This window comes from Verrucomicrobium sp. (assembly GCA_028283855.1).
Taxonomy (GTDB): Bacteria; Verrucomicrobiota; Verrucomicrobiia; order Methylacidiphilales; family GAS474; genus GAS474.
In genome coordinates this window covers 171,711-191,001 of the sequence record JAPWJX010000001.1, presented here as the reverse complement: position 1 = coordinate 191,001, position 19,291 = coordinate 171,711, and the positions used below count along the sequence as shown (strand labels likewise).

20 protein-coding genes are annotated in these 19,291 nt (G+C 66.0%); 6 read left to right on the top strand and 14 right to left on the bottom strand.

The genetic code is table 11. The features are described 5' to 3' along the window. The gene (locus tag PW734_00935) at positions 1-849 is read left to right on the top strand and encodes an HlyD family secretion protein (GenBank protein MDE1169767.1); all 849 of its coding nucleotides are present in this window, start codon (positions 1-3) and stop codon (positions 847-849) included. A 9-nt stretch (positions 850-858) separates the two neighbouring features. Here the strand turns inward: PW734_00935 and PW734_00930 are convergent, their stop codons facing one another. After that, the gene (locus PW734_00930; protein MDE1169766.1) at positions 859-1,914 is read right to left on the bottom strand and encodes an alkene reductase; all 1,056 of its coding nucleotides are present in this window, start codon (positions 1,912-1,914) and stop codon (positions 859-861) included. Between the two features lie 97 nt (positions 1,915-2,011). On the opposite strand from PW734_00930, the gene PW734_00925 reads away from it, so the two are divergent. Then, the gene (locus PW734_00925; GenBank protein MDE1169765.1) at positions 2,012-2,326 is read left to right on the top strand and encodes a helix-turn-helix domain-containing protein; all 315 of its coding nucleotides are present in this window, start codon (positions 2,012-2,014) and stop codon (positions 2,324-2,326) included. 7 nt (positions 2,327-2,333) lie between these two features. On the opposite strand, the gene PW734_00920 is transcribed toward PW734_00925, so the two are convergent. From PW734_00920 to PW734_00875, 10 genes are all read right to left on the bottom strand, one after another. Further along, positions 2,334-3,722 (bottom strand): sugar porter family MFS transporter, encoded by a 1,389-nt coding sequence (locus tag PW734_00920; GenBank protein MDE1169764.1) that lies wholly within the window; start codon positions 3,720-3,722, stop codon positions 2,334-2,336. Next, positions 3,719-4,687 carry a glycosyltransferase family 2 protein gene (locus PW734_00915; protein MDE1169763.1) on the bottom strand — a complete coding sequence of 323 codons (969 nt, stop codon included), beginning with the start codon at positions 4,685-4,687 and terminating at the stop codon, positions 3,719-3,721. The genes PW734_00920 and PW734_00915 overlap by 4 nt, the downstream gene beginning before the upstream one ends. 59 nt (positions 4,688-4,746) lie before the next feature. Beyond that, positions 4,747-5,688, bottom strand: a complete 942-nt coding sequence (locus tag PW734_00910) for an NAD-dependent epimerase/dehydratase family protein (GenBank protein MDE1169762.1) — start codon at positions 5,686-5,688, stop codon at positions 4,747-4,749. Position 5,689: 1 nt separating this feature from the next. Further along, entirely contained in the window at positions 5,690-7,186 is a 1,497-nt protein-coding gene (gene rfbH / locus PW734_00905) for a lipopolysaccharide biosynthesis protein RfbH (protein ID MDE1169761.1), read from the bottom strand. Positions 7,187-7,197: 11 nt separating this feature from the next. Further along, positions 7,198-8,313 (bottom strand): CDP-glucose 4,6-dehydratase, encoded by a 1,116-nt coding sequence (rfbG, locus tag PW734_00900; protein MDE1169760.1) that lies wholly within the window; start codon positions 8,311-8,313, stop codon positions 7,198-7,200. Positions 8,314-8,322: 9 nt separating this feature from the next. Continuing rightward, a complete protein-coding gene (rfbF, locus tag PW734_00895; protein MDE1169759.1) occupies positions 8,323-9,096 on the bottom strand; it encodes a glucose-1-phosphate cytidylyltransferase in 774 nt (257 codons plus the stop codon). Further along, complete coding sequence (locus tag PW734_00890) at positions 9,093-11,108, bottom strand: hypothetical protein (GenBank protein MDE1169758.1); 2,016 nt, start codon at positions 11,106-11,108, stop codon at positions 9,093-9,095. Before PW734_00890 ends, rfbF begins: the two co-directional genes overlap by 4 nt. A 285-nt stretch (positions 11,109-11,393) precedes the next feature. Beyond that, positions 11,394-13,124: a hypothetical protein gene (locus PW734_00885; GenBank protein ID MDE1169757.1), complete on the bottom strand. Its 1,731-nt coding sequence runs from the start codon at positions 13,122-13,124 to the stop codon at positions 11,394-11,396. Between the two features lie 37 nt (positions 13,125-13,161). Next, entirely contained in the window at positions 13,162-13,599 is a 438-nt protein-coding gene (locus PW734_00880; protein ID MDE1169756.1) for an Ohr family peroxiredoxin, read from the bottom strand. Further along, positions 13,596-14,714, bottom strand: a complete 1,119-nt coding sequence (locus PW734_00875; GenBank protein ID MDE1169755.1) for a DNA topoisomerase IB — start codon at positions 14,712-14,714, stop codon at positions 13,596-13,598. The genes PW734_00880 and PW734_00875 overlap by 4 nt, the downstream gene beginning before the upstream one ends. A gap of 55 nt (positions 14,715-14,769) precedes the next feature. Between PW734_00875 and PW734_00870 the strand changes: the two genes are divergently transcribed. Beyond that, a complete protein-coding gene (locus PW734_00870; GenBank protein ID MDE1169754.1) occupies positions 14,770-15,804 on the top strand; it encodes an LLM class flavin-dependent oxidoreductase in 1,035 nt (344 codons plus the stop codon). Here the strand turns inward: PW734_00870 and PW734_00865 are convergent. Beyond that, positions 15,770-16,168 (bottom strand): response regulator, encoded by a 399-nt coding sequence (locus PW734_00865; protein MDE1169753.1) that lies wholly within the window; start codon positions 16,166-16,168, stop codon positions 15,770-15,772. The two genes, PW734_00870 and PW734_00865, sit on opposite strands and share 35 nt — an antisense overlap. Next, entirely contained in the window at positions 16,165-16,581 is a 417-nt protein-coding gene (locus PW734_00860; GenBank protein ID MDE1169752.1) for a hypothetical protein, read from the bottom strand. Before PW734_00860 ends, PW734_00865 begins: the two co-directional genes overlap by 4 nt. A 68-nt stretch (positions 16,582-16,649) precedes the next feature. Here PW734_00860 and PW734_00855 point away from each other — a divergent pair, with 68 nt between their 5' ends. Next, the gene (locus tag PW734_00855; GenBank protein MDE1169751.1) at positions 16,650-17,342 is read left to right on the top strand and encodes a RibD family protein; all 693 of its coding nucleotides are present in this window, start codon (positions 16,650-16,652) and stop codon (positions 17,340-17,342) included. Between the two features lie 5 nt (positions 17,343-17,347). After that, positions 17,348-17,506 (top strand): hypothetical protein, encoded by a 159-nt coding sequence (locus PW734_00850; GenBank protein ID MDE1169750.1) that lies wholly within the window; start codon positions 17,348-17,350, stop codon positions 17,504-17,506. Here the strand turns inward: PW734_00850 and PW734_00845 are convergent. Then, positions 17,503-18,267 carry an SDR family oxidoreductase gene (locus PW734_00845; protein MDE1169749.1) on the bottom strand — a complete coding sequence of 255 codons (765 nt, stop codon included), beginning with the start codon at positions 18,265-18,267 and terminating at the stop codon, positions 17,503-17,505. The genes PW734_00850 and PW734_00845 overlap by 4 nt on opposite strands. A 122-nt stretch (positions 18,268-18,389) precedes the next feature. Here PW734_00845 and PW734_00840 point away from each other — a divergent pair, with 122 nt between their 5' ends. Beyond that, positions 18,390-19,265 (top strand): AraC family transcriptional regulator, encoded by an 876-nt coding sequence (locus PW734_00840; protein MDE1169748.1) that lies wholly within the window; start codon positions 18,390-18,392, stop codon positions 19,263-19,265. Positions 19,266-19,291: the final 26 nt, after the last annotated feature.

Here is a 19,291-nt window from a genome sequence, read left to right as displayed (position 1 = left end):
ATGACATCCGTTCCCAAGAAACAAAACGCCTGGCAGAAGCTGCCGCCGGAGCGCCGCCGGAAGATCCTCATCGTCCTGGGGGCGGTCGCCGGCGCGGCGGTCCTGGTCTGGGCCCTCGATCTCTTCCTCCATGAGGAGACGGACGACGCCTACGTGACCGGCCACGTCCACTACGTCTCCGCCCGCATCAGCGGCACGGTGCAGGAGGTGAAGGTGGACGACAACGAGCTGGTGCAGGAAGGACAGGAGCTGGTGAAAATCGACCCCGCCGAATACGACGCCACCCTGCGCCAGCGCAAGGGGGAGGAGGAGCGCGCCCGCCTCAACTTTGAGCGGGACAAGTCCCTGCTGGAGGGAGAGGCCGTCTCCAAGGAGGAATGGGAGCAGGACAAGAGCACTTTGGAAACGGCGCAGGCCCAGCTGACCTGGGCCCAGCTGCAGAAGGACTACACGACTGTCCGCGCCCCGGCCTCCGGCCGGGTGGGCCGGAAGAACGTGGAGGTGGGCCTCCACATCGAGGCCGGGCAGACGCTCCTGGCCGTGGTGGAGCCGGACCTGTGGGTGGTGGCCAACTTCAAGGAGACGCAGCTGGCCCACATGCGCGCGGGCCAGAAGGTGAAGATGACCATCGACGCCATCCCCGGCCACACCTTCACCGGCGTGGTGGACAGCTTTTCCCCGGCCAGCGGCAACCAATTCGCCCTGCTCCCCGCCGACAACTCGACGGGGAACTTCACGAAGATCGTCCAGCGCGTGCCGGTGAAAATCCGCTTCGACGCCGAGTCGACGAAGGGTTACGAGGACCGGCTGCGCGCCGGCCTCTCCGTCATCGTCAAGGTGCGGACCTGAACGGGGCTATTACAAGGACTGGTAGTCCGTGTAGCCCTCTTCCGGGTGGCTGTATTGGTAGAAGGTGTCCGCGTTCGGCGTGTTGAGCGGGGTCTTCTCCCGGAAGCGGCGCGGCAGGTCGGGATTGGCGATGAAGAGCTTGCCGAAGGCGACGGCGTCCGCCGTGCCGGAGGCGACGATCTTCTCCGCCTCTTCCCGGCTGAAGGCCTCGTTGGCCACGTAGGCGCCGCCGAATTCCTTCTTCAAAAGCGGCCCCAAGCTGTCCGGGCCGGTCTTTTCCCGGGCGCAGAGAAAGGCGATCTTCCGCTTCCCCATTTCCCGGGCGACGTAGCCGAAGGTGGCGGCGGGATCGGAATCCCCCATGTCATGCGCATCCCGGCGGGGAGCCAGATGCAGGCCGACGCGGCCCGGCCCCCAGACGGAGACGGCGGCGTCGACCGCCTCCAGCATGAGGCGGGCGCGGTTTTCGACCGGGCCGCCGTAGTCGTCCGTGCGCCGGTTGGTCTTGTCCTGCAGGAACTGGTCCAGGAGGTAGCCGTTGGCCCCGTGCAGCTCGACGCCGTCGAACCCGGCTTCCTGGGCGTGCTGGGCCGCCTTGCGGTAGGCCCCGACGATGCCGGGGATTTCCTCCCGCCCCAGGGCGCGGGGGGTGACGAATTCCTTGATCGGCCGCACCAGGCTGACGTGGCCTTCCGGCCGGACGGCGCTGGGGGCCACGGGCAGCTCCCCGTTCAGGTAGAGAGGATCGGAAATGCGGCCCACGTGCCAGAGCTGGGCCAGGATGACCCCGCCCGCGGCGTGGACGGCGCGGGTCACCAGCTTCCACCCTTCCACCTGCTCCGCTGACCAGAGGCCGGGAGTATCCGGATAGCCGACGCCGATCGGATCGACCGAGGTGGCTTCCGAAAGGATCAGCCCGGCGGAAGCCCGCTGGGCGTAATACTGGGCCATGAGGGCGTTGGGCACCCGGCCCGTGGAGGCGCGGCAGCGGGTGAGCGGAGCCATAAAAACGCGGTTGGAGACGCGGAAGTCGCCGAGCTGGAGGGGATCGTAGAGGGAGGGCATAGGTATTCTTGTTCTTGTTTAACGAACAACAGAACTATTGATAACGCAAGTCATTTGAATTATCTTCCTAAGCATAAGACCATTGCAACACCCCCGAATGGAAAGCGTGACGGTGGCGGGCCTCCTCCATGCCCTCTCCGATCCCGTCCGCATCGCCATCGTCGCCGAGCTTCTGAAGGAGAAGAAGAAGTGCGGGGTGAACTGCGTCCAGACGATGAGCCGGGCCAAGCTTTCCCTGCCCAAGTCGACCTGCTCCCAGCATTACCAGATCCTGCGGGAGGCGGGCATCATCTTCAGCGAGCGCAAGGGCGTGGAGCTGGCCAGCCGCATCCGCTGCGAGGAGCTGGAAGCCCGCTTCCCCGGCCTGCTCAAGTCGATCATCAAGGCCTACCAAAAAGAGGCGAAGAAGTAGGACCGCCTCAGGCGGCCGTCACTTCCTCCACCTCTTCCAGGGAGGTCCCCTTCGTCTCCGGGAAGAAACGCCAGACCACGACGATCTGGACGATCATCATCAGGGCAAACACCGCAAAAGGCAGCCCCGCCCCGGGCGTGCCGGCGGGCCTGGCGAAAACCGGGAATCCCCAGGAAATGAGCGCCGCCATGACCCAGTGGGTCGTCCCGCCCAGGGTCTGGCCCTTGGCCCGGACGGCGTTGGGGAAAACCTCCGAGATATAGACCCAGACCACGGCCCCCTGCCCGAAGGCGTGGCAGGCGATGTAGCCGACGAGGAGCCAAACGAGCAAGTCGTGGCGCGCCGGACCGCTGAAAACCGCGGCGATTCCCGCCAGGCAAAGGCCGCAGCCCAAAGTCCCCCAAAGAAGGAGCGGACGCCGCCCGACGCGATCGATCAAGGCCATGCCGACCACGGTGAATATCAGATTGGTCCCCCCGACGGCGACCGACTGGAGGTCGCCCGAGACCTTGGAAAATCCCGCCATGGCGAAGATGGGGTTCAGATAATAGAAAATCGCGTTGATGCCGCCCGCCTGGTTGAAGAAGGCGACCAGGACGGCCAGGAAGACCGGCTTCCAGTGCGGGGCACGGAAAAGGGGCTCCGTCTGGAAACCCTGCTGCCGGTGGACGGAGCGGCGGATCCGCCCGACCGTCCGCTCCGGGTCTTCCTCCCCGATGAGGCGCAGGACGTGGAGCGCCTCCGCGTCGTGCCCCCGCATGACCAGCCAGCGCGGGCTGCGCGGGATGAGCCAGAGGAGGACGAAGAAGAGGAAAGCCGGGACGACCTGCACGCCCAGCTTCCACCGCCATTCGTGGGCGCCGAAATCCCCGAGGCCGACGAGGTAATTGCTCAGGAAGGCCAGGAGGATGCCGAAGACGACGTTGAACTGGAAGAAGCCGACCAGCCGCCCGCGCCACCGCGCGGGGGAGATCTCCGCCAGGTAGAGCGGCCCCAGGACGGAGGAGGCGCCGACGGCCACACCGCCCAGGAAGCGGAAGAAGACGAGGGAGGCCAGGTTCCACGCCAAGGCGCAGCCGAGGGCGCAGGCCAGGTAGAAGACGCCCGCCACCTTCAGGGAATCGCGGCGGCCATAGAGGTCGCCCGGCTTGGCCGCGATGAGCGCGCCCAGCACCGTGCCGACGAGGGCGACCGCCGTCACCATCCCCTGCTGGAAGCCGTCCAAATGGAAGAGGTCCCGCAGCGCGTCCTGCACGCCGGAGATGACGGCCGTGTCGAAGCCGAAGAGGGTTCCGCCAAGGGCGGCGACGAGGCAGGTGCCGATGAGGACGCGGTTGGGTTTCATAAAAGGTGCGGGCGGGACGCCGGGCCTTCCGAGAACCCCCGGCCCGGTCAGAAGCCGATCTTTTCGTCGACGATGTAGAGCGGCCGCTGCTTCCCCTGGTTGTAGACGCGGGCCAGGTATTGGCCGACGATGCCCAGGAAGAGGGTGTTGAGCCCCAGGTTGAGGAGGATCAGGAGGACGATGGTGGTGACGCCGAGCGGCGGCGCGATGTCGGCGGGCAGCGGCAGGCCGAGGGCCGGAGCCAGCTTGAGCAGCAGGTAGAAGAACCCGAGCGCGACGGAAAGCAGGGTGAAGAAGAAGCCCAGGTAGGTGGCGATCTGGAGGGGCTTGGACGAGAAGCAGAAGACGGCGTTGAGGCCGAACTTGACGCTGGTCCAGATGGGATACTTGGTCTCCCCGTGGACGCGGGGGCTGCGGTCGTAGGGGATGCCGGTCTGCCGGAAGCCGACCCAATGGACGAGGCCGCGCAGGTAGCGGTCCCGCTCCCGCAGCTGGCCCAGGGCGTCGAGCACCTTGCGATCCATCAGACGGAAATCGGTGGCGTTCTCCGGCAGGGCGATGTCGGCCAGGCGGCGGAGGAGGCCGTAGTAGATCTTCGCCCCGACGGTCTTGAAGAGGCTGTAGTCGTTGCGGCGGCGGACCAAGCCGTAGACGACCTCGTTGCCCTCCTCCCACTTGGCCGCCATTTCCGGGATCAGCTCCGGCGGGTCCTGCAGGTCGGTGTAGACGAAGACGGCGGCGTCTCCGCGGGCGTGGTCGAGGCCCGCCAGCATGGAGGCCTCCGCGCCGAAGTTGCGGGAATAGCGGAGGTAGCGGTAGCGGTCGTCCTGCGCGCACTTTTCCCGGCAGAGGGCGGAGGTCCCGTCGGTGCTGCAATTGTCCATGAGGAGGAATTCGACGTCATACCGGGGCTGCAGGACGGCGGCCACGGCCTCCACGCGGCGGAAGACCTCGGGGAGATTCGCCGCCTCGTTGTAGGCGGGCAGGAGGAGGCTGATGGTTTTGCGGGCGGTCATCCGGAAAAGGCGCGAATGCGAGCGAAGCTACCGGCGCGCACAGGATGCGCCAAGGCAAATCAGCCCTGGCGGAAGTAGAACGCGTGGTAGGCGTCCCAGAAAGCCTGGGCATCCCACGGATAGACGGAGGTCAGCAGGCTCTCCGTGTTGCGGCGGTCCTGCGGCTCCTCCTGGCTGGACTGGGTGGAGGCGTCGACACTGAAGGCCTTCCCCTCCCGGCGGCCGAATTCATCGGCGAGGCGCTCCGCGAAGGCCCCGACGCTCTCGACGAATCCCGAGGGGCGGAAGATCGCGGCGGGGGTTTCCCTAGGAGCCAAGGCAACCCGCTCGCAGAACTGGGCGTAGCCCTCCGCCATCAGGTCGATGGGCAGGTGGTCCCGCACGTAGAAGGGGGTCTGCAGAACGGGCGTCTCCCCCGCCTTCCAGCGCGAGACGAGGTAGGCGGCCAGCCGGGGCTCCTCCAGCGCACCGAAGGGGGTCGGCATCACAAACTTGGCCGGCAGGAGGCCCGCCCGCTCCGAGGCGTGGCGCAGGATGTGCCAGCTCAAGGTCTTGGAGAGGCCGTAGGCGTAGATCGCCCGCTGGTCGTCCCGGGGCGTGCCGCCTTCCTCCGCCTCGAAGTAGGAGCCGGTGGCCAGGAGGGCGCGGCAGCCGGAAGCGGCCAGGGCCTGGCAGGCGGCCAGCGCGTCGCCGGTGTTGCGCCGCGCGGCGTCCAGGAAGTCGAACTGCGGGTTGCGGTAGTCACTGATCTCCGCGCCGTGATGGCAGCAGAGGTCGAAAGGCCCTTCCCGCTCCAGCGCGGCGAGGAACCCGGGCGAGCCGAATTGCAGCCGGGTCAGGACCGGCCCGTCCCACTCCTGCAGCCGGGCGCGGCGCAGGCCGTCGTATTGGTCGAGGCTCGCGCGCGTCACACCTCCCCACACCTCGTGCCCTTTCCGCCGGAGGGCCTGGGCAAAACGCAGGCCGCTCAGGGAGGAGAGCCCCGTGAGGAGGATCTTCATCCTACCCCTTCGCCTTTTTGACGAAGGCGCGGACGGTCTCGATCTCGTAGTCGAGCATCGCCTCGGAGAGGCCCGGGTAGGTCCCCAGGAAGAGGGCGGAGCGCATGATCTCGTCGGCGCCGGCCATCTCCCCGACGACGCGGAAGGCCTCCGGGCGGTCCTTCCGCAGCTGGACGAAGGCGGGCTGCCGCAGCAGGTTGCCGCCGAAGAGCATGCGGTTGCCGATCTTCTTCTCGTCCAGGTGGCGGGCCAGATCGGTGTGGGTGAAGGGCGCGCCCGCCTTGATCCGGATCATGAAGCCGAACCAGGAGCAGTCGGTCCGGCAGCCGGTGGCGTCCCAGGTGAAGCCCTGCGGCGTCCAGCCCGTGGCGTGGGTCGGCAGGGAGAAGTCGAAGACGTCGGCGCAATCGGCCAAGCCCGCGCGGAGGCGCTCCCAGTTTTGCTTCCGCGCCTCGACGAAGGCGGGGAGCTTCTTCAGCTGGCGGCGGCCGATGGCGGCCTGCGGATCCAGGGGCTTCAGGTTATAGCCGAAATGGCTGTAGATGTACTTGTGGTCGTAGCCCTCCGGAAGCTCGCCCAGTTGCCAGCCGAAGCGCTTCTGGCAGGTATTGTCCTTGCCGCTGGGGCACCAGCAGTCGCGGCCCCAATCGCGGAAGCTTTCCGCGTAGGTCTTCAGCGGCGGGCGGGAGACGATGCTGACCGCGCCGCCCTCCCCCATCGTCAGGTGGTGCGGCGGGTAGAAGGACTGGGTGGAGAGGTCCCCCCAGGTGCCGGTGTAGCGGGTGATGTGGGTGCCGTCCGCCGGGATGCCGGGGGAGTTCTCCGTGAAGCCGAGGGCCTTGGCCCGCTCGATCGGCATCGAATAGGTGCAGCCCAGGGCGTCGCAGTTGTCCTCGATCAGCCAGAGGTCGTGCCTGCGGCAGAACTCGAGGACGGCGCCGAGGTCGAAGGGGTTGCCCAGGGTGTGGGCGATCATGACGGCCTTCGTCTTGCCGGGGACGAAGGCCTCCTCCAGCCGCTCGATGCGGAGGTTGCCGGTGGCGGGGTCGTTGTCCAGGAAGACGGGGACGGCGCCGTTCTGCAGGATGGGGGCGACGGTGGTGGGGAACCCGGCGGCGACGGTGATGACCTCGTCCCCCGGGCGGACGCGGCGCGCGGGCGGCAGCTTGTGGCTGGTCAGGGTGGCGAAGGCGACCAGGTTGGCGGAGGAGCCGGAGTTGACCAAAAGGGAGTATTTGACGCCCAGGTAGCCCGCCAGCTCCTTCTCGAAGGCCTCGCCTTCCGGCCCCAGAGTGAGCCAGAAGTCGAGCGTCGCGCCGACGGCGGCCTCCACCTCGTCCTCGTCGAAGACGCGGCCCGCGTAGGGGACGGTGGTCTGGCCGGGGTGGAACGGCGCGGCGTTCTCGACGCCGGGGCGCTGCGCCTTGTGGGCCAGGGCGGAATATTCGCGGGTCAGCCGGAGGATCTCGGCCTTGATTTCAGCGGCGGAACGGGACATGGGCCAGTCAGCTAACCTGAAGTGGCCGCCCACGCCAAGCCCTGAGAACGGGCGTCCGCCTCGTAAGCAGCGATTTGCCCGCGGGTGAAGGCCAAGGCGTCGAATTTGCCTTCCCGGGCCTGGCGGTACCAGGCGATCGTCTTTTCCACCGTGGGGGCAAAGGCCCAGACGGGCCGCCAGTCGAGGACGTGCCGGGCCTTATCGACGGCCAGATTCAGGAGGGAGGCCTCATGCGGGGCGGCGGGATCGGTGCCGTCCTCCCAGCGGCCGGGCCAGTGGCGGAGGATTTCCTCCACCAGCTCGGAGACGGGGCGGTTGGAGTCGAGGCCGGGGCCGAAGTTGAAGCCCTCCCGGACGTGCTGAGGCAGGCGGGCCAGCTCCGGCTTGGCCAGGCAGGCGCCGAGCCACAGGTAACCGCCCAGCGGCTCCAGGACGTGCTGCCAGGGACGGGTGGCCAGGCGGTTGCGGACGGGGATCGTCTTTCCGGCGACCAGGGCCTTCACGCAGTCGGGGACGATGCGGTCGGCGGCCCAGTCCCCTCCCCCGATGACGTTGCCCGCACGGCCGGAGGCCAGGCGGACGGGGGAATCGGGCGCGGAGAAGAAGGAGCGGCGGTAGGCGGCGATGACCAGCTCGGCGGCGCCCTTGGAGGAGCTATAAGGGTCCCAGCCGCCCATGGGGTCCTCTTCCCGGTAGCTGTGGACCCACTCGCGGTTCTCGTAGCACTTGTCAGTCGTCACGGCGACGACCGTGCAGGGGCGGCCCGCCTTGCGGACGGCGTCGAGGACGTGGGCGGTGCCCAGGACGTTCACGGCGTATGTCTCCACCGGTTCCTGGTAGGAGTAGCGGACCAGCGGCTGCGCGGCCAAATGGAAGACGAAGTCAGGCGCGGCTTCCCTCACGGCGGCCTCGACCAGGGCCTGGTCCCGGATGTCGCCCAGGCGGTGCTTCATCCGCCCGGCCAGGCCCAGCTGGTCGAAGAGGGCGGGATCGGTCGGCGGCGGCAGGGCCAGGCCCTCCACCTGGGCGCCGAGGCCCAGGAGCCACTCGGAAAGCCACGCCCCCTTGAACCCGGTGTGCCCGGTGACCAGGACGCGGCGGCCGCGGTAGACGTCAGCGAAGGCCATGGCCGGATCCTACCACTTTTTCCACGGCGCGGTGCCGGAGGCCCACAATTCTTCCAGGTGGAGCTTGTCGCGGATGGTATCCATCGGCTGCCAGAAGCCGCCGTGCTTGTAGGCGGAAAGCTGCCCCGCCCCGGCCAATTCCTCCAGCGGGCGGCGCTCCCAGACGTCCTTGTCCTCGTGGAGGTGGGAGAAGACCTCCGGCTCCAGGACGAAGTAGCCGCCGTTGATCCAGCTGCCGTCCCCCTGGGGCTTCTCCCGGAAGGTGGCGATGCGGGCGTCGCCGCCGATCTCCAGCGCGCCGAAGCGGCCCGGCGGCTGCACGGCGGTCAGGGTGGCGTGGGTCTTCTGTTTCTTGTGGAAGGCGACCAGGGCGGCGATGTCGACGTCGCCCACGCCGTCGCCGTAGGTGAAGCAGAAGGTCTCATCGCCGACGTATTCCCGAACGCGGCGCAGGCGGCCGCCGGTCAGGGTCTCCTCCCCCGTGTCGACGATGGTGACCTGCCACGGCTCGGCGCGGCGCTGGTGGACCTCCATCTTGTTGTGCCGCATGTCGAAGGTGACGTCGGACATGTGGAGGAAGTAATTGGAGAAGTACTCCTTGATCATGTACCCCTTGTAGCCCGCGCAGATCACGAAGTCGTGGATGCCGTGGGCGGAGTAGGTCTTCATGATGTGCCAGAGGATCGGCCGGCCGCCGATCTCCACCATCGGCTTGGGCCGGGTCGCCGTCTCCTCCGCCAAACGGGTGCCGAGGCCGCCCGCTAGAATCACCGCTTTCATCATTTGATCATCACTTGCGGTTTACTCTCCAAAACAGTGATTAAAGGCTCCGGCAAAACTCCTGGCACTACTTTAAGCTCTGGATCAAAAACACCAAAAGCGATGACACGGGTATCATTCGCCAATTGAAGGCGCTTGCCGGTAGTGTCGGTTCTCAATTGCAGAACGGTTTTTTCCTTTGCAGGAGTCCACCGTAAAACCACATAGCGACTCGCCGCCTCTGGCAAGCGAAGGGGCTCACCCACTTGCTTTCCATCGAGAAAAAAAATGATTTTTTGAGATTTCAGTCCATTCAATCGAAACGTAAGAACGACTGAACTCTGGGGAGTGCCCGCAAAAAGATGGAGCTTTGCTGATCTAGACGCCCACGACCACCGCGATCCCGCTTTTTTTTCAGTTTCCCATCCATAAAAATCTCCGCCCAAAACAAGAGTGGGATTGGTTGGAAACGGCACCTCGGGATGACCTTCAGGCGTCAATCGGTAGGCTACTAACTCACGGTCCGGCGAATCAACAAGCACGCCTATTCCCGCCTGTCGAAGTCCACGCTCTATTTCCGCGCCATTATCGCAATAAGCTTTACGTTCGATGACTAGGGCGGAAAAACCCGCCTTTTCCAGACGGCGGATCATTTCGACCGGAGGTTGTTGGGCGGCTTCGCTTTGCCATTGCTCCCGCCTTCGACCGCGGTCGGAACCGTAGCTAAAGCGCAAATGATCCGACCACACATAGGTTCGGAAGTGATCATAATCTGGCATGTCTCCCTGAGGCACGGCCTCCGGAAAAACCCAAACCGGCAATAGGAAAATAGCGGCGCCGCGCGGCAGAAGCCCTTCCAATTTTTTGGAGAAAACACGATCAGAGTGAACGCGCGGGCCAATTTCCCTCCAAGCCGGAAGAAAACTCCGTTGAAGCATTGTAATTTCCCCCGCGCTTAATAACAGCAAAAGAATCAAGCAAGCGTATTTCGTCAGCTTAGGGAGGCGTGGGAAAAGACGAGCTGATAAAAAAATTAGTACACAGGTCAATATAATGATGGAGTAACGATTCACGCTTCTCAGCAGCACGAAGCCAAAGCTGCCCATGAGATAATCCAGCCCCCCCAATGTCGCGAAAGCCATCGCGAATGCAGCAGCCCATCCCTCCACGGGAACAGGTTTTCCTCGTGACGCCTTGACGAAGCACGCGCAGGTCAAGCATACCAGGCCCAAAACCCCCGCGATGCCAAGGAAAGGACTAATCCCCTCCCCAATAGGCCATGCTTGAGAAAAATAATGACGAACAGCAAAATCCGACCACGGTCTGATATAGTGAAATGAAGGCCAAATAAGGCTGGGAAGCCTCAGCCCGTTTTCCAAAATGGCATTCAGTGATCGACTGACCGCGTCATGATTTGACCCATGACGCCAAGCGTTGAGGTAGTAATCTGTCTGACCCAGGAAAAATATAACGACAGATCCTGCCATGCAACCCAAGGCATACACCCCTTCTCCTGCTGAGCCGCGCGCAATCCATACCAAGCCGATCAGTCCGGCCATCGCCAGGAAAAAAAACCAGTAATAGGGATTAAGCAAAGCAGAAGCTGCCGCGATTCCTGCCGCCCCCCATACGGCCCAAGGTCGCCTATGTGCTCGCTCTTTCAAGGCCTGATCAAAGATCACCAGCATAAGAGGGAGATGCCCATAACAACTCAACACAATGTGGCCCCATCCCCGTATGAAAATGTAATAGGAAAGGGCATATAAAAGGGAAAAGCCCACCGCCAAAATGCAGTCGGCCCCAAAATAACGGGCCGCAATATAGAAACCAAAGCCACAGAAGAGATGCGCGCATATCAACCCCACATTGGCAGCAACTCCCGGATCCAAAAAACGATCCAGCAAGCCTAAGGGATAATAAATTAGCTTTTCCGTCATGGGATAATCATCCCAATTTGCCGCAAAAGGCGCACCCAGGCGTCGAATTTTTAGATGCCAGGGGGGCGGCACTTCACTAAATCCTTTTGCCGCCCCCATGATGAGAAGAGCGTCCCCCTGATAGTAGGGAGGAAGCCGAAAACTATCCGTTGCCGGCCATCGTCCATAATAGAGACACCAGCTCAATATGATTAAAAGCGAGAGGACTGAGACAGCGCCAATTTCACGCCGAAAAAGCACTTTGGAGAAAGATGTAAAAACCGGGGCCATGGCGCGTCATCCAAGGTTGAGCCATTATCTTTAGCAATCTTATTTTGGATGCACGCTCTCCGTCGCAGAAAGAATCGAAACTTGCCACCCCTTTTCTTTCTTTCACAATTCCTCTCAAGGTTTGATTTTCCAATCAGCAAGACCTCCCTCAAAATCATCCAAGCGAATTATCTTGTGACTGGGAGAAAGTGATGTCTCCCTGAAATCCTTCAGCGCTTTCGGATAAACTCGGCGATCGATCCCGCTTTTCCCGGCCGGATTGGCGAAAATCCAGATCGACCCCTTCACCACCGGACCGGAAGGCCAGGAAGCCAGCCGGAGGACGGCGCGGCTTTGTAGGGGATTGGAAAGGGTGTCGTCCAGGCTCAGGAGGTAGTAGTTCTCTCCCGGCTGGAGATGCTCCGGCGCCTTTTCGAGGAAATCGACCCGGACCGCCGGAAGGCCGAGAATCCGCGCCTTCAGCTCCCGGTAGACGCCCAGCCGCTTCATGCCCGGCAGATTGCGGAATTGCGGAGCGACCACGTGACACACGCGGTCCGACGGGAAAATGTCACCGCGCCCGGCCAGGCTTTCAAAGAGCGACCAATGCCCGCTCAGGCGGGTGATCTCCGCCAGGTAGTAGCGGGAGCTGAGGCCGCTGGTCACGGCGTTTAGCCCGATGAAAACCAGGAGGGCCACGACCGCCCACTTCCTCGTCCGGACCCGCCAAAAGAGCAGGACGGCAATGACGCAGAGCGCTGCATAGCCGTAAAAGCTGTAGAGATAATAGAAACCGTGATGGGCGGAGCGGAACCATTCCCGGTACTTCGGCGTGACGGCCAGGGGGATGTTGTTCAGCAGGACGCCGATCGCCAGGCCCCAGATCAAGGCCGTTTCCTTCGCGAAGGACGCGGGCTCCCGGTTTTCCTTCCGGCTTCCCTGCAACAGGAACCAGGCGGCGCCGACGCACGCGGCGGCGAAGGCGGCCAGGAGGGCGATCCACCCCGGATGATGCCCCAAGACCAAAAGGAATCCTCCGAACTGCCGCCCGTGCATGACCGTCAGGCGCAGGAAGTCGTAGCCCGGCAGCTGGGAAACGGAGATGTTCCGCCAGGTTAGGAAGGAGTGCCACGGCTCGCTCAGGGAGAGCATGGTCCCCTCATAGCGGGAGGGGAACCAATGCCGGAAGCCGACGAAGCAGAGAACGAAGAGCGTGGAGCCCAGCACGGGCACGGCACACTCCCGGAGGCGGTCCTTCCCGCGCAGGCAGAGAAAGCGCCCTCCGGCCAGTCCCAGGACGAAGAGAACCATCGCCTCGTTTCCCAGGCAGATGGCCAGGAAATAGAACAGCGCCGCCCAGAGCCGGAACGGGCGACGCTCGCAGGCCAGCGCAGCGCCCCAGAAGGCGAAGCACACGGCGAAGTTGGGCCAGGTGTCGAAGAGGTGCCCGTCCAGGTTCAGCGTGACGCCGGACATGACGGCCACGAAGACGAGCCCTCCGGCGAGGGCCGATTCCAGATAGGCTCCGACCCCCCAGCTGAAGACCGCCAGGGAAAGGAACGTCGTCAGGCCGAAGAGAGGCCACCACGCATTGGCGTCGGGGCTCAACTTGAAGTCGATTGCGCAGAATAGGAGGTTACAGACGATCTGGAGAAACGCTTGGAAGCGCCCCATCTCCACCATGCCGTGCCAGATATCGGCCCAGAAGGCCGAAGGGCCGTCTGCCAGCCACTTGGCCCCGTTGACGTGGCAGGTCAAGGAATCCCAAAAGAAGAGGCCCATGCCCCAGAATCGCGCCAGGGCAAGGACCCCGATCGCCGCGAACAGGACGGCCAGGATGGCCCCGTATCTAGGCCGGGAAAACATGGGGGCTATCCAAGGGAAGCCCCCCGTTTTTGCAAACCTAATCCAGGGTCAGGCGGACGTCGACGTTGCCGCGCACGGCCTTGGAATAGGGGCAGGTCGTGTGGGCCTGGTGGAGCAGCCGCTCCGCCTGCGCCTCCGGGATGCCGGGCAGGCTGGCGCGCAGCTCGACGCCCAGTTCGTAGCCGCCCTGGTGGTCCTCGTAGAGGGTCACGCGGGCGGTGACGGTGGAGCCCTTGATCGGGAAGCCCGCCTTCTCCGCGGCGTTGTCCAGCGCGGCGTGGAAGCAGGCGCCGTAGGCGGCAGCGTAGAGCTGCTCGGGGTTGGTCCCCTCGTGCCCGTCCTCCGATTGGGACGGCGGCACCAGGGAGACGCGCAGGCCGCCGTTTTCGGACTCGGCGGTCCCCTCCCGGCCTCCCTGGTTCACCACCTCGGCGGTGTAGACGACTTTTCGTTCATTCGCGGTTAACGCACTCATCCCTCCAGGCGTGCAGGATGTGTGCCGCGGCCTTTTCCTCTCTTATGCAGCAGGGAAATTCCCTTCCCCTTCCCTGCAATTTGCGCGGCGCGGAGCCGCTTCTGCAGAAGGGCCAGCACCGCCGCCTCCACCGGGCGGAGGCGGCCCAGGGAACGGCCCAGGTCCTCCCCGATGCGGCGGGAGACGGCCTGGAGGGTGGCTCCCTCCACATAGGCGTCGAAGATCTCCGGGTGGATATAGCATTTCCGGCAGACGGCGGGCGTGTTTCCCAGCACCTTGGAGACGCTCTGGACGACGGCGGCGATGTTCTTCCGGGCCTGGCTGGCGGAGGTGACCTCTTCCAATTCCCGCAGGGCGACGGCCGCCAGCACGGTGCCGATCCAGGTGCGGAAGTCCTTGGCCGTGTAGTCCCCGCCGGAGGCGGCGCGCAGGTAATCGTTCACGTCCTGGGAGCCGATGTCGCGGGCGCGGCCCTCCCCGTCCAGGTAGCAGAAGAGCTCCTGGCCGGGCAGCTCCTGGCAGCGGCGGACGATGCGGGCCAGCCGGGGGTCGTCGACCTCGATGCGGTGCTGCTTGCCGCTCTTCCCCCGGAAGGCAAATTCGATGCGCGGCCCCCGGACGCGCGCATGGCTGTTGTGCAGGGTAGTCAGCCCGTAGGAGTGGTTTTCCCGCGCGTATTCGTCGTTGCCCACCCGGATGAGGGTGGTCTCCAGCAGGCGGACGACGGCGGCCAGCGCCTTCTCCCGGGGCAGGCCGGATTGCCGCAGGTCCCGCCGCACGCGGCCACGGATGCGCGGGAGCACGCGGGCGAAGGCCATCATGTGGCCGTATTTGTCCCGGTCGCGGTGGGCCCGCCAGGCGTCGTGGTAGCGGTATTGCTTCCGGCCCCGCGCGTCCCGGCCGGTGGCCTGGATGTGGCCGGAGGGGGAAGGACAGATCCAGACGCCCTCCCAGGCGGGCGGCAGCACCAGGGCGGCGATGCGGCGGAGCGTCGCCGCGTCGCGGACGGGCTTTCCGTCCGGCCGGAAATAGGCGAAGGCCTTCCCCTGCCGCCGCCGGGTGATGCCGGGACCCTCGTCGGAAACGTAGCGCAGGCCGGGAATGGCGGGTGCCATGCCGCACTATCGCACAAAAATGGAAAAACGCCGGGGAAGAGGCTACGTTTTCCGCATGGCCGCCCTCGCGCTCTCCGTCCTGGACCAGTCGATCGCCGTCGCGGGCCGCCCGCAGGACGTCTCGATCCGGGAGACGATCGAGATGGCGCGGCGCTGCGAGGAGCTGGGCTACCGGCGCTTCTGGGTCTCCGAGCACCACAACCTGGACAGCATCGCCGGGTCGGCCCCGGAAATCCTCATCGCGGCGATCGCCGCCACCACGCGGCGGATCCGGGTGGGCAGCGCGGGCGTCCTTTTGCCCCACTACTCCTCCCTGAAGGTGGCCGAGCAGTTCCGCGTCCTGGAGGCGATCGCCCCCGGCCGGATCGACCTGGGCGTGGGCCGCGCCCCCGGCGGCGACATAAAGACGGCCCGCGCCCTCAATCCCGATTTTCCCGGCGCGGGGGACGCCTTCCCCGCGCAGATGGACGACCTGCTGAACTGGGTCTCCGGCCTGCCCCTGGCGAAGGACCATCCCTTTCACGGCGTGAAGGCGCTGCCGGAGGGCCCCTTCACGCCGGAGGTCTGGATGCTGGGAAGCACCACGGACGGGGCGCGGCTGGCGGCCCGCTTTGGCCTCCCCTTCTGCCTGGCCCACTTCATCTCGGAAGGGCGCGGGGCGGAAGAGGCCTTCGAGGATTACCACCGGCTCTACCGGCCCAGCGCCCGGCACCCGCGGCCCTACGCCTCCGTCTGCGTCTGGGCGCTGGCGGCGGAGACGGAGGAAAAGGCGCGGCACCTCTTCCGCACGCGGGAGCGGTGGCGGCTGAACCGGGATCGGGGCGTCTTCGGCCCCCTCGTTTCCCCGGAGGAGGCCGCCGCCGAGCCCCGGACGCGGCAGGAGGAGGAATACCTGGAGCGGCTGCGGCAGGGCGCCCTGATCGGCACCGCGGCGCAGGTCGGCCGGCGGCTGCGGGAGATGGCGGCCGCCTGGAAGCTGGACGAGGCGGCGATCCTGACCTGGACCCACGACCCCGCCGCGCGCGCCCGCTCCTACGCGCTCTTCGCGGAAGAATTCAGCCTGGCAGGATCGTCCGCAGCTTCGCCTTGAGCTGGCTCGGCTCGAAGGGCTTGGCCAGGAAGTCGTCGATCCCCGCCTCCCGGAAGCGGGCCAGGTCGTCCGGGCGGGTGTAGGCGGTCACGGCCACGATGGGGACGCGTCGGCCCTCTTCCTTCCCTTCCCGCGCGCGGACGCGGCGGGCCACCTCGCAGCCGTCCAGGCCCGGCATCTGGATGTCCAGGAGGATGGCGGCGTAGTCTCCCTCCAGCGCCTTGGCCAGCGCGGCGGTGCCGTCGCGGACGATGTCGCACTCGATGCCGAAGCCTTCCAGGAAGGCCTGGGCGACGAGGAGGTTCAGGCCGGAATCGTCGGCCAAGAGGACGCGGGGAGCCGCGGGAGTTTCTTTGGTTTTCAAGAGTGGGAACGGCCCGCGACGCGGCGCCAGAGCCAGGAGCGGAGCAGCGCCTTGGGATGGGGCAGCCCGGCCAGCGCCAGGATGGCGGCGCCGAAGAGGGTGCCCGCGATGGAAAAGGGCAGCCCGGCCAAAAAGGCGCCCAGGAAGGCCTTCCCCCAGGCGGCGGCGCGGCCGTTCCCCGCCCAGCGCGTCTGGATCAGGTAGACCAGCGCCAGGGAGGAAAAGAAGGCCAGGACGCACATGAGCGGCGTGTCGAGGAAGCCCGTGGCCGCCTCCGACCCGAAGGCGAGGACGTCGATGCCCAAGATCGCCAGGCCGCTGGCCGGGTGGTAGAAGGTCTTCCGCCCGCGCGGACCGGCGGGATCCTCCGGAGGGAGGACCTCCACGGGGATCGGTTCGGCGGGCGGTTTCACTTCCCCACGTTAGCACAAAGCCGCTCCCGTTGACAGGGGCGCTTCCCCCCTTACGTTAAAGCCATCCCATGAGACCCCACATCATCTGCTTCATGCTCAGCTCCGTCGACGGCCGCATCCAGTCCCGCAACTGGGGCATCGGCGACACGGCGAAGATCTACGAGGGCCGGGGCGCGAAGATCAAGGCTGACGGCTGGATCGTGGGCCGGGTGACCATGCAGGAATTCTCCAGCAAGAAGCCCTACCGCGCCCCCAAGGGGACCTTCCGCATCCCGAAGACCGACTACGTCGCCCCGTACAATGCGAAGACCTTCGCCGTCGCCATCGACCCGCAGGGGAAGTGCCACTGGGATTCCGGCATGGTCGACACGGAGCACGTCATCGCCGTGCTGACGGAGCGGGTCCCCGCCTCCTACCTGGCCCACCTGCGGGAGAAGGGCGTTTCCTACGTCTTCGCGGGGAAATCGTCCCTGGACCTCGCGCGGGCGCTGGCCAAGCTGCGGAAGCTTTTCCCGATCAAGACCCTCATGCTCCAGGGCGGCGGCGGGGTCAACGGCTCCTTCCTGAAGGCGGGCCTCATCGACGAGCTGCGGCTCCTCCTCCTGCCCGTGGCCGACGGTACGATGGGAACCCCCACCCTCTTCGACGCCGAGCGGGGCTACACCGGGCGGAAGGGCGTCAAATTCCGCCTCCGCGCCCTGCGCCGGCTGCCGAAGGGCTTCGTTTGGCTTGAATACGTGGCCCTCCACGCCAAAAAGTAGGGCCCATGCATTCCGCCACCTCCACCGGCATCAGCCTGGGCGCCGCGATCGCCGTCACCGTCTCCTGGTCCATCTGGCACTCGCTGCTCTGGGCCATCGTCCACGGCGTCTGCGGCTGGTTCTACGTCATCTACTACGCCCTCGGCTTCGGCCACGGCGTCTAGATAAAGAGCCCGCCGGAGGCCTCCACCCGCTGCGCGTTGACCCAGCGCCCCTCCTCCGAGCAGAGGAAGGCCACGACGCCGCCGATGTCGTCCGGCACGCCCACGCGGCCCAGCGCCGTCTGGCCGGCCAGGAAGTCCTTGAAGCCGGGGCGGCCCAGGGACTCCTTCGTGAAGTCGGTCTCGATCGGCCCGGGGGCGACGAGGTTGACGTTGATCCGGCGCGGCCCCAGCTCCTTGGCCAGGTAGCGGGAGAGCGTCTCCACCGCCCCCTTCATCGCCGCGTAGGCGGAGTAGCCGGGCACGGTGAAGCGGGCCAGGCCGGTGGAGAGGTTCACGATCCGGCCGCCGTCGTTGAGAAGGGGCAGGAGCTTCTGGGTCAGGAAGTAGACGCCCTTGAACTGGACGTTGAGGAGGAGGTCGAACTTCTCCTCCGTCATCTCCGGGAAGGGGGCGGTGGAGCCGACGCCCGCGTTGTTCACCAGGAAGTCGAAGCGTTCCCGGCCCCACTTTTCCTTCAGGACGCGCGCGACCTCGGCCGCGAAGGCGCCGAATCCGGCGGTGCTTTCCACGTCCAGGGGCAGGGCCGCGGCCTTCCGGCCCAGGGCCTCGATGGCGGCGACGGTCTCCTCCGCCTCCTCTTTCTTGCTCCGGTAGGTGAGGAGGACGTCGGCCCCGGCGCGGGCCAGGTGGAGGGCTGCGTTCCGGCCCAGGCCGCGGCTGCCGCCGGTGACCAGGGCGATCTTGTCGTTTAATCCGTTCATGGAGCCACCTTAAGCCCGTTTCCGCGCGGACGCCATACACGCTCCTGCGGAAGACATGCCTGATTCTTCAACTCATTGCATTTGAGTTCGATTTCCCAGCTGTTTTCGTGCTTAATCCTTCCATGAAGGAATCCCTGGCCGAGGCGCTCAAAAGCCTGGCGACGATCGACGGCTTCGGCCCCACGGCCCTGGCGGACGTGCGGGTGATGTATTCCCCCACGCGGCACGACTACGGCCCCGTCGCCTACGATCCCAGCGTCGTCATCATCGCGCAGGGGCGCAAGCGCGGTCGGCTGGGCGGGCGCACCTTCGTCTACGACGCCCGCAACTACCTGGTGCTGGCCCTTCCCCTCCCCTTCGAGTGCGAGACGATCGGCACGGCGAAGGAGCCCCTGCTGGGGCTGGCGGTGCGGATCAGCCCCCCGGTCGTCGCGGAGCTGCTCCTGGACCTGGAGACCCCCGCCGACGCGGGGAAGCTCCGCGCCGTCGACGCCAGCCGCCTGACGCCGGAATTGGAGGACGCCGCCCTGCGCCTGGCCCGCGCCCTCCGCTCCCCCGTGGAGGCCCGCATCCTGGGCCCGCAGATCGTCCGGGAGATCACCTACCGGGCGCTGCGCGGCGGCCAGGGGGCGGCGCTCCAGGCCCTCGCCTCGCCCCAGGGGCGCTTTGGCCGGATCGCGCGGGCGCTGCGCCGCATCCACGCCGACTACGCCCGGCCGCTCGACGTGCCCCTGCTGGCGCGGGAGGCGGGGATGAGCCTCACCTCCTTCCACACCCATTTCAAGGCGCTCACGGCCAAGCCGCCCCAGCGCTATCTCCAGGCCATCCGCCTCCATAAAGCGGAAGCCCTCCTGGCCGCCGGAACGCCCGTGGCGGAGGCGGGGCGCCAGGTCGGCTACGAAAGCGCCTCCCAGTTCAGCCGGGAGTTCAAGCGGTTCTTCGGCCTGCCGCCGAAGGAAATCCAGGCCGGGCGCCGCGCGGGCGTCACGATGTTCTAAATCGGCATTTGAATTCCCGGGCAAGT

Coding starts and splice junctions, on each gene's coding strand:
- rfbH (MDE1169761.1), bottom strand. CDS start 7,186: ATGTCCCGTTCCGCCGCTGAAATCAAGGCCGAGATCCTCCGGCTGACC.
- PW734_00845 (MDE1169749.1), bottom strand. CDS start 18,267: ATGAACGGATTAAACGACAAGATCGCCCTGGTCACCGGCGGCAGCCGC.
- rfbF (MDE1169759.1), bottom strand. CDS start 9,096: ATGATGAAAGCGGTGATTCTAGCGGGCGGCCTCGGCACCCGTTTGGCG.
- PW734_00885 (MDE1169757.1), bottom strand. CDS start 13,124: ATGTTTTCCCGGCCTAGATACGGGGCCATCCTGGCCGTCCTGTTCGCG.
- PW734_00935 (MDE1169767.1), top strand. CDS start 1: ATGACATCCGTTCCCAAGAAACAAAACGCCTGGCAGAAGCTGCCGCCG.
- PW734_00915 (MDE1169763.1), bottom strand. CDS start 4,687: ATGACCGCCCGCAAAACCATCAGCCTCCTCCTGCCCGCCTACAACGAG.
- PW734_00880 (MDE1169756.1), bottom strand. CDS start 13,599: ATGAGTGCGTTAACCGCGAATGAACGAAAAGTCGTCTACACCGCCGAG.
- PW734_00840 (MDE1169748.1), top strand. CDS start 18,390: ATGAAGGAATCCCTGGCCGAGGCGCTCAAAAGCCTGGCGACGATCGAC.
- PW734_00925 (MDE1169765.1), top strand. CDS start 2,012: ATGGAAAGCGTGACGGTGGCGGGCCTCCTCCATGCCCTCTCCGATCCC.
- rfbG (MDE1169760.1), bottom strand. CDS start 8,313: ATGGCCTTCGCTGACGTCTACCGCGGCCGCCGCGTCCTGGTCACCGGG.
- PW734_00870 (MDE1169754.1), top strand. CDS start 14,770: ATGGCCGCCCTCGCGCTCTCCGTCCTGGACCAGTCGATCGCCGTCGCG.
- PW734_00890 (MDE1169758.1), bottom strand. CDS start 11,108: ATGGGGGCGGCAAAAGGATTTAGTGAAGTGCCGCCCCCCTGGCATCTA.
- PW734_00930 (MDE1169766.1), bottom strand. CDS start 1,914: ATGCCCTCCCTCTACGATCCCCTCCAGCTCGGCGACTTCCGCGTCTCC.
- PW734_00910 (MDE1169762.1), bottom strand. CDS start 5,688: ATGAAGATCCTCCTCACGGGGCTCTCCTCCCTGAGCGGCCTGCGTTTT.
- PW734_00855 (MDE1169751.1), top strand. CDS start 16,650: ATGAGACCCCACATCATCTGCTTCATGCTCAGCTCCGTCGACGGCCGC.
- PW734_00850 (MDE1169750.1), top strand. CDS start 17,348: ATGCATTCCGCCACCTCCACCGGCATCAGCCTGGGCGCCGCGATCGCC.
- PW734_00875 (MDE1169755.1), bottom strand. CDS start 14,714: ATGGCACCCGCCATTCCCGGCCTGCGCTACGTTTCCGACGAGGGTCCC.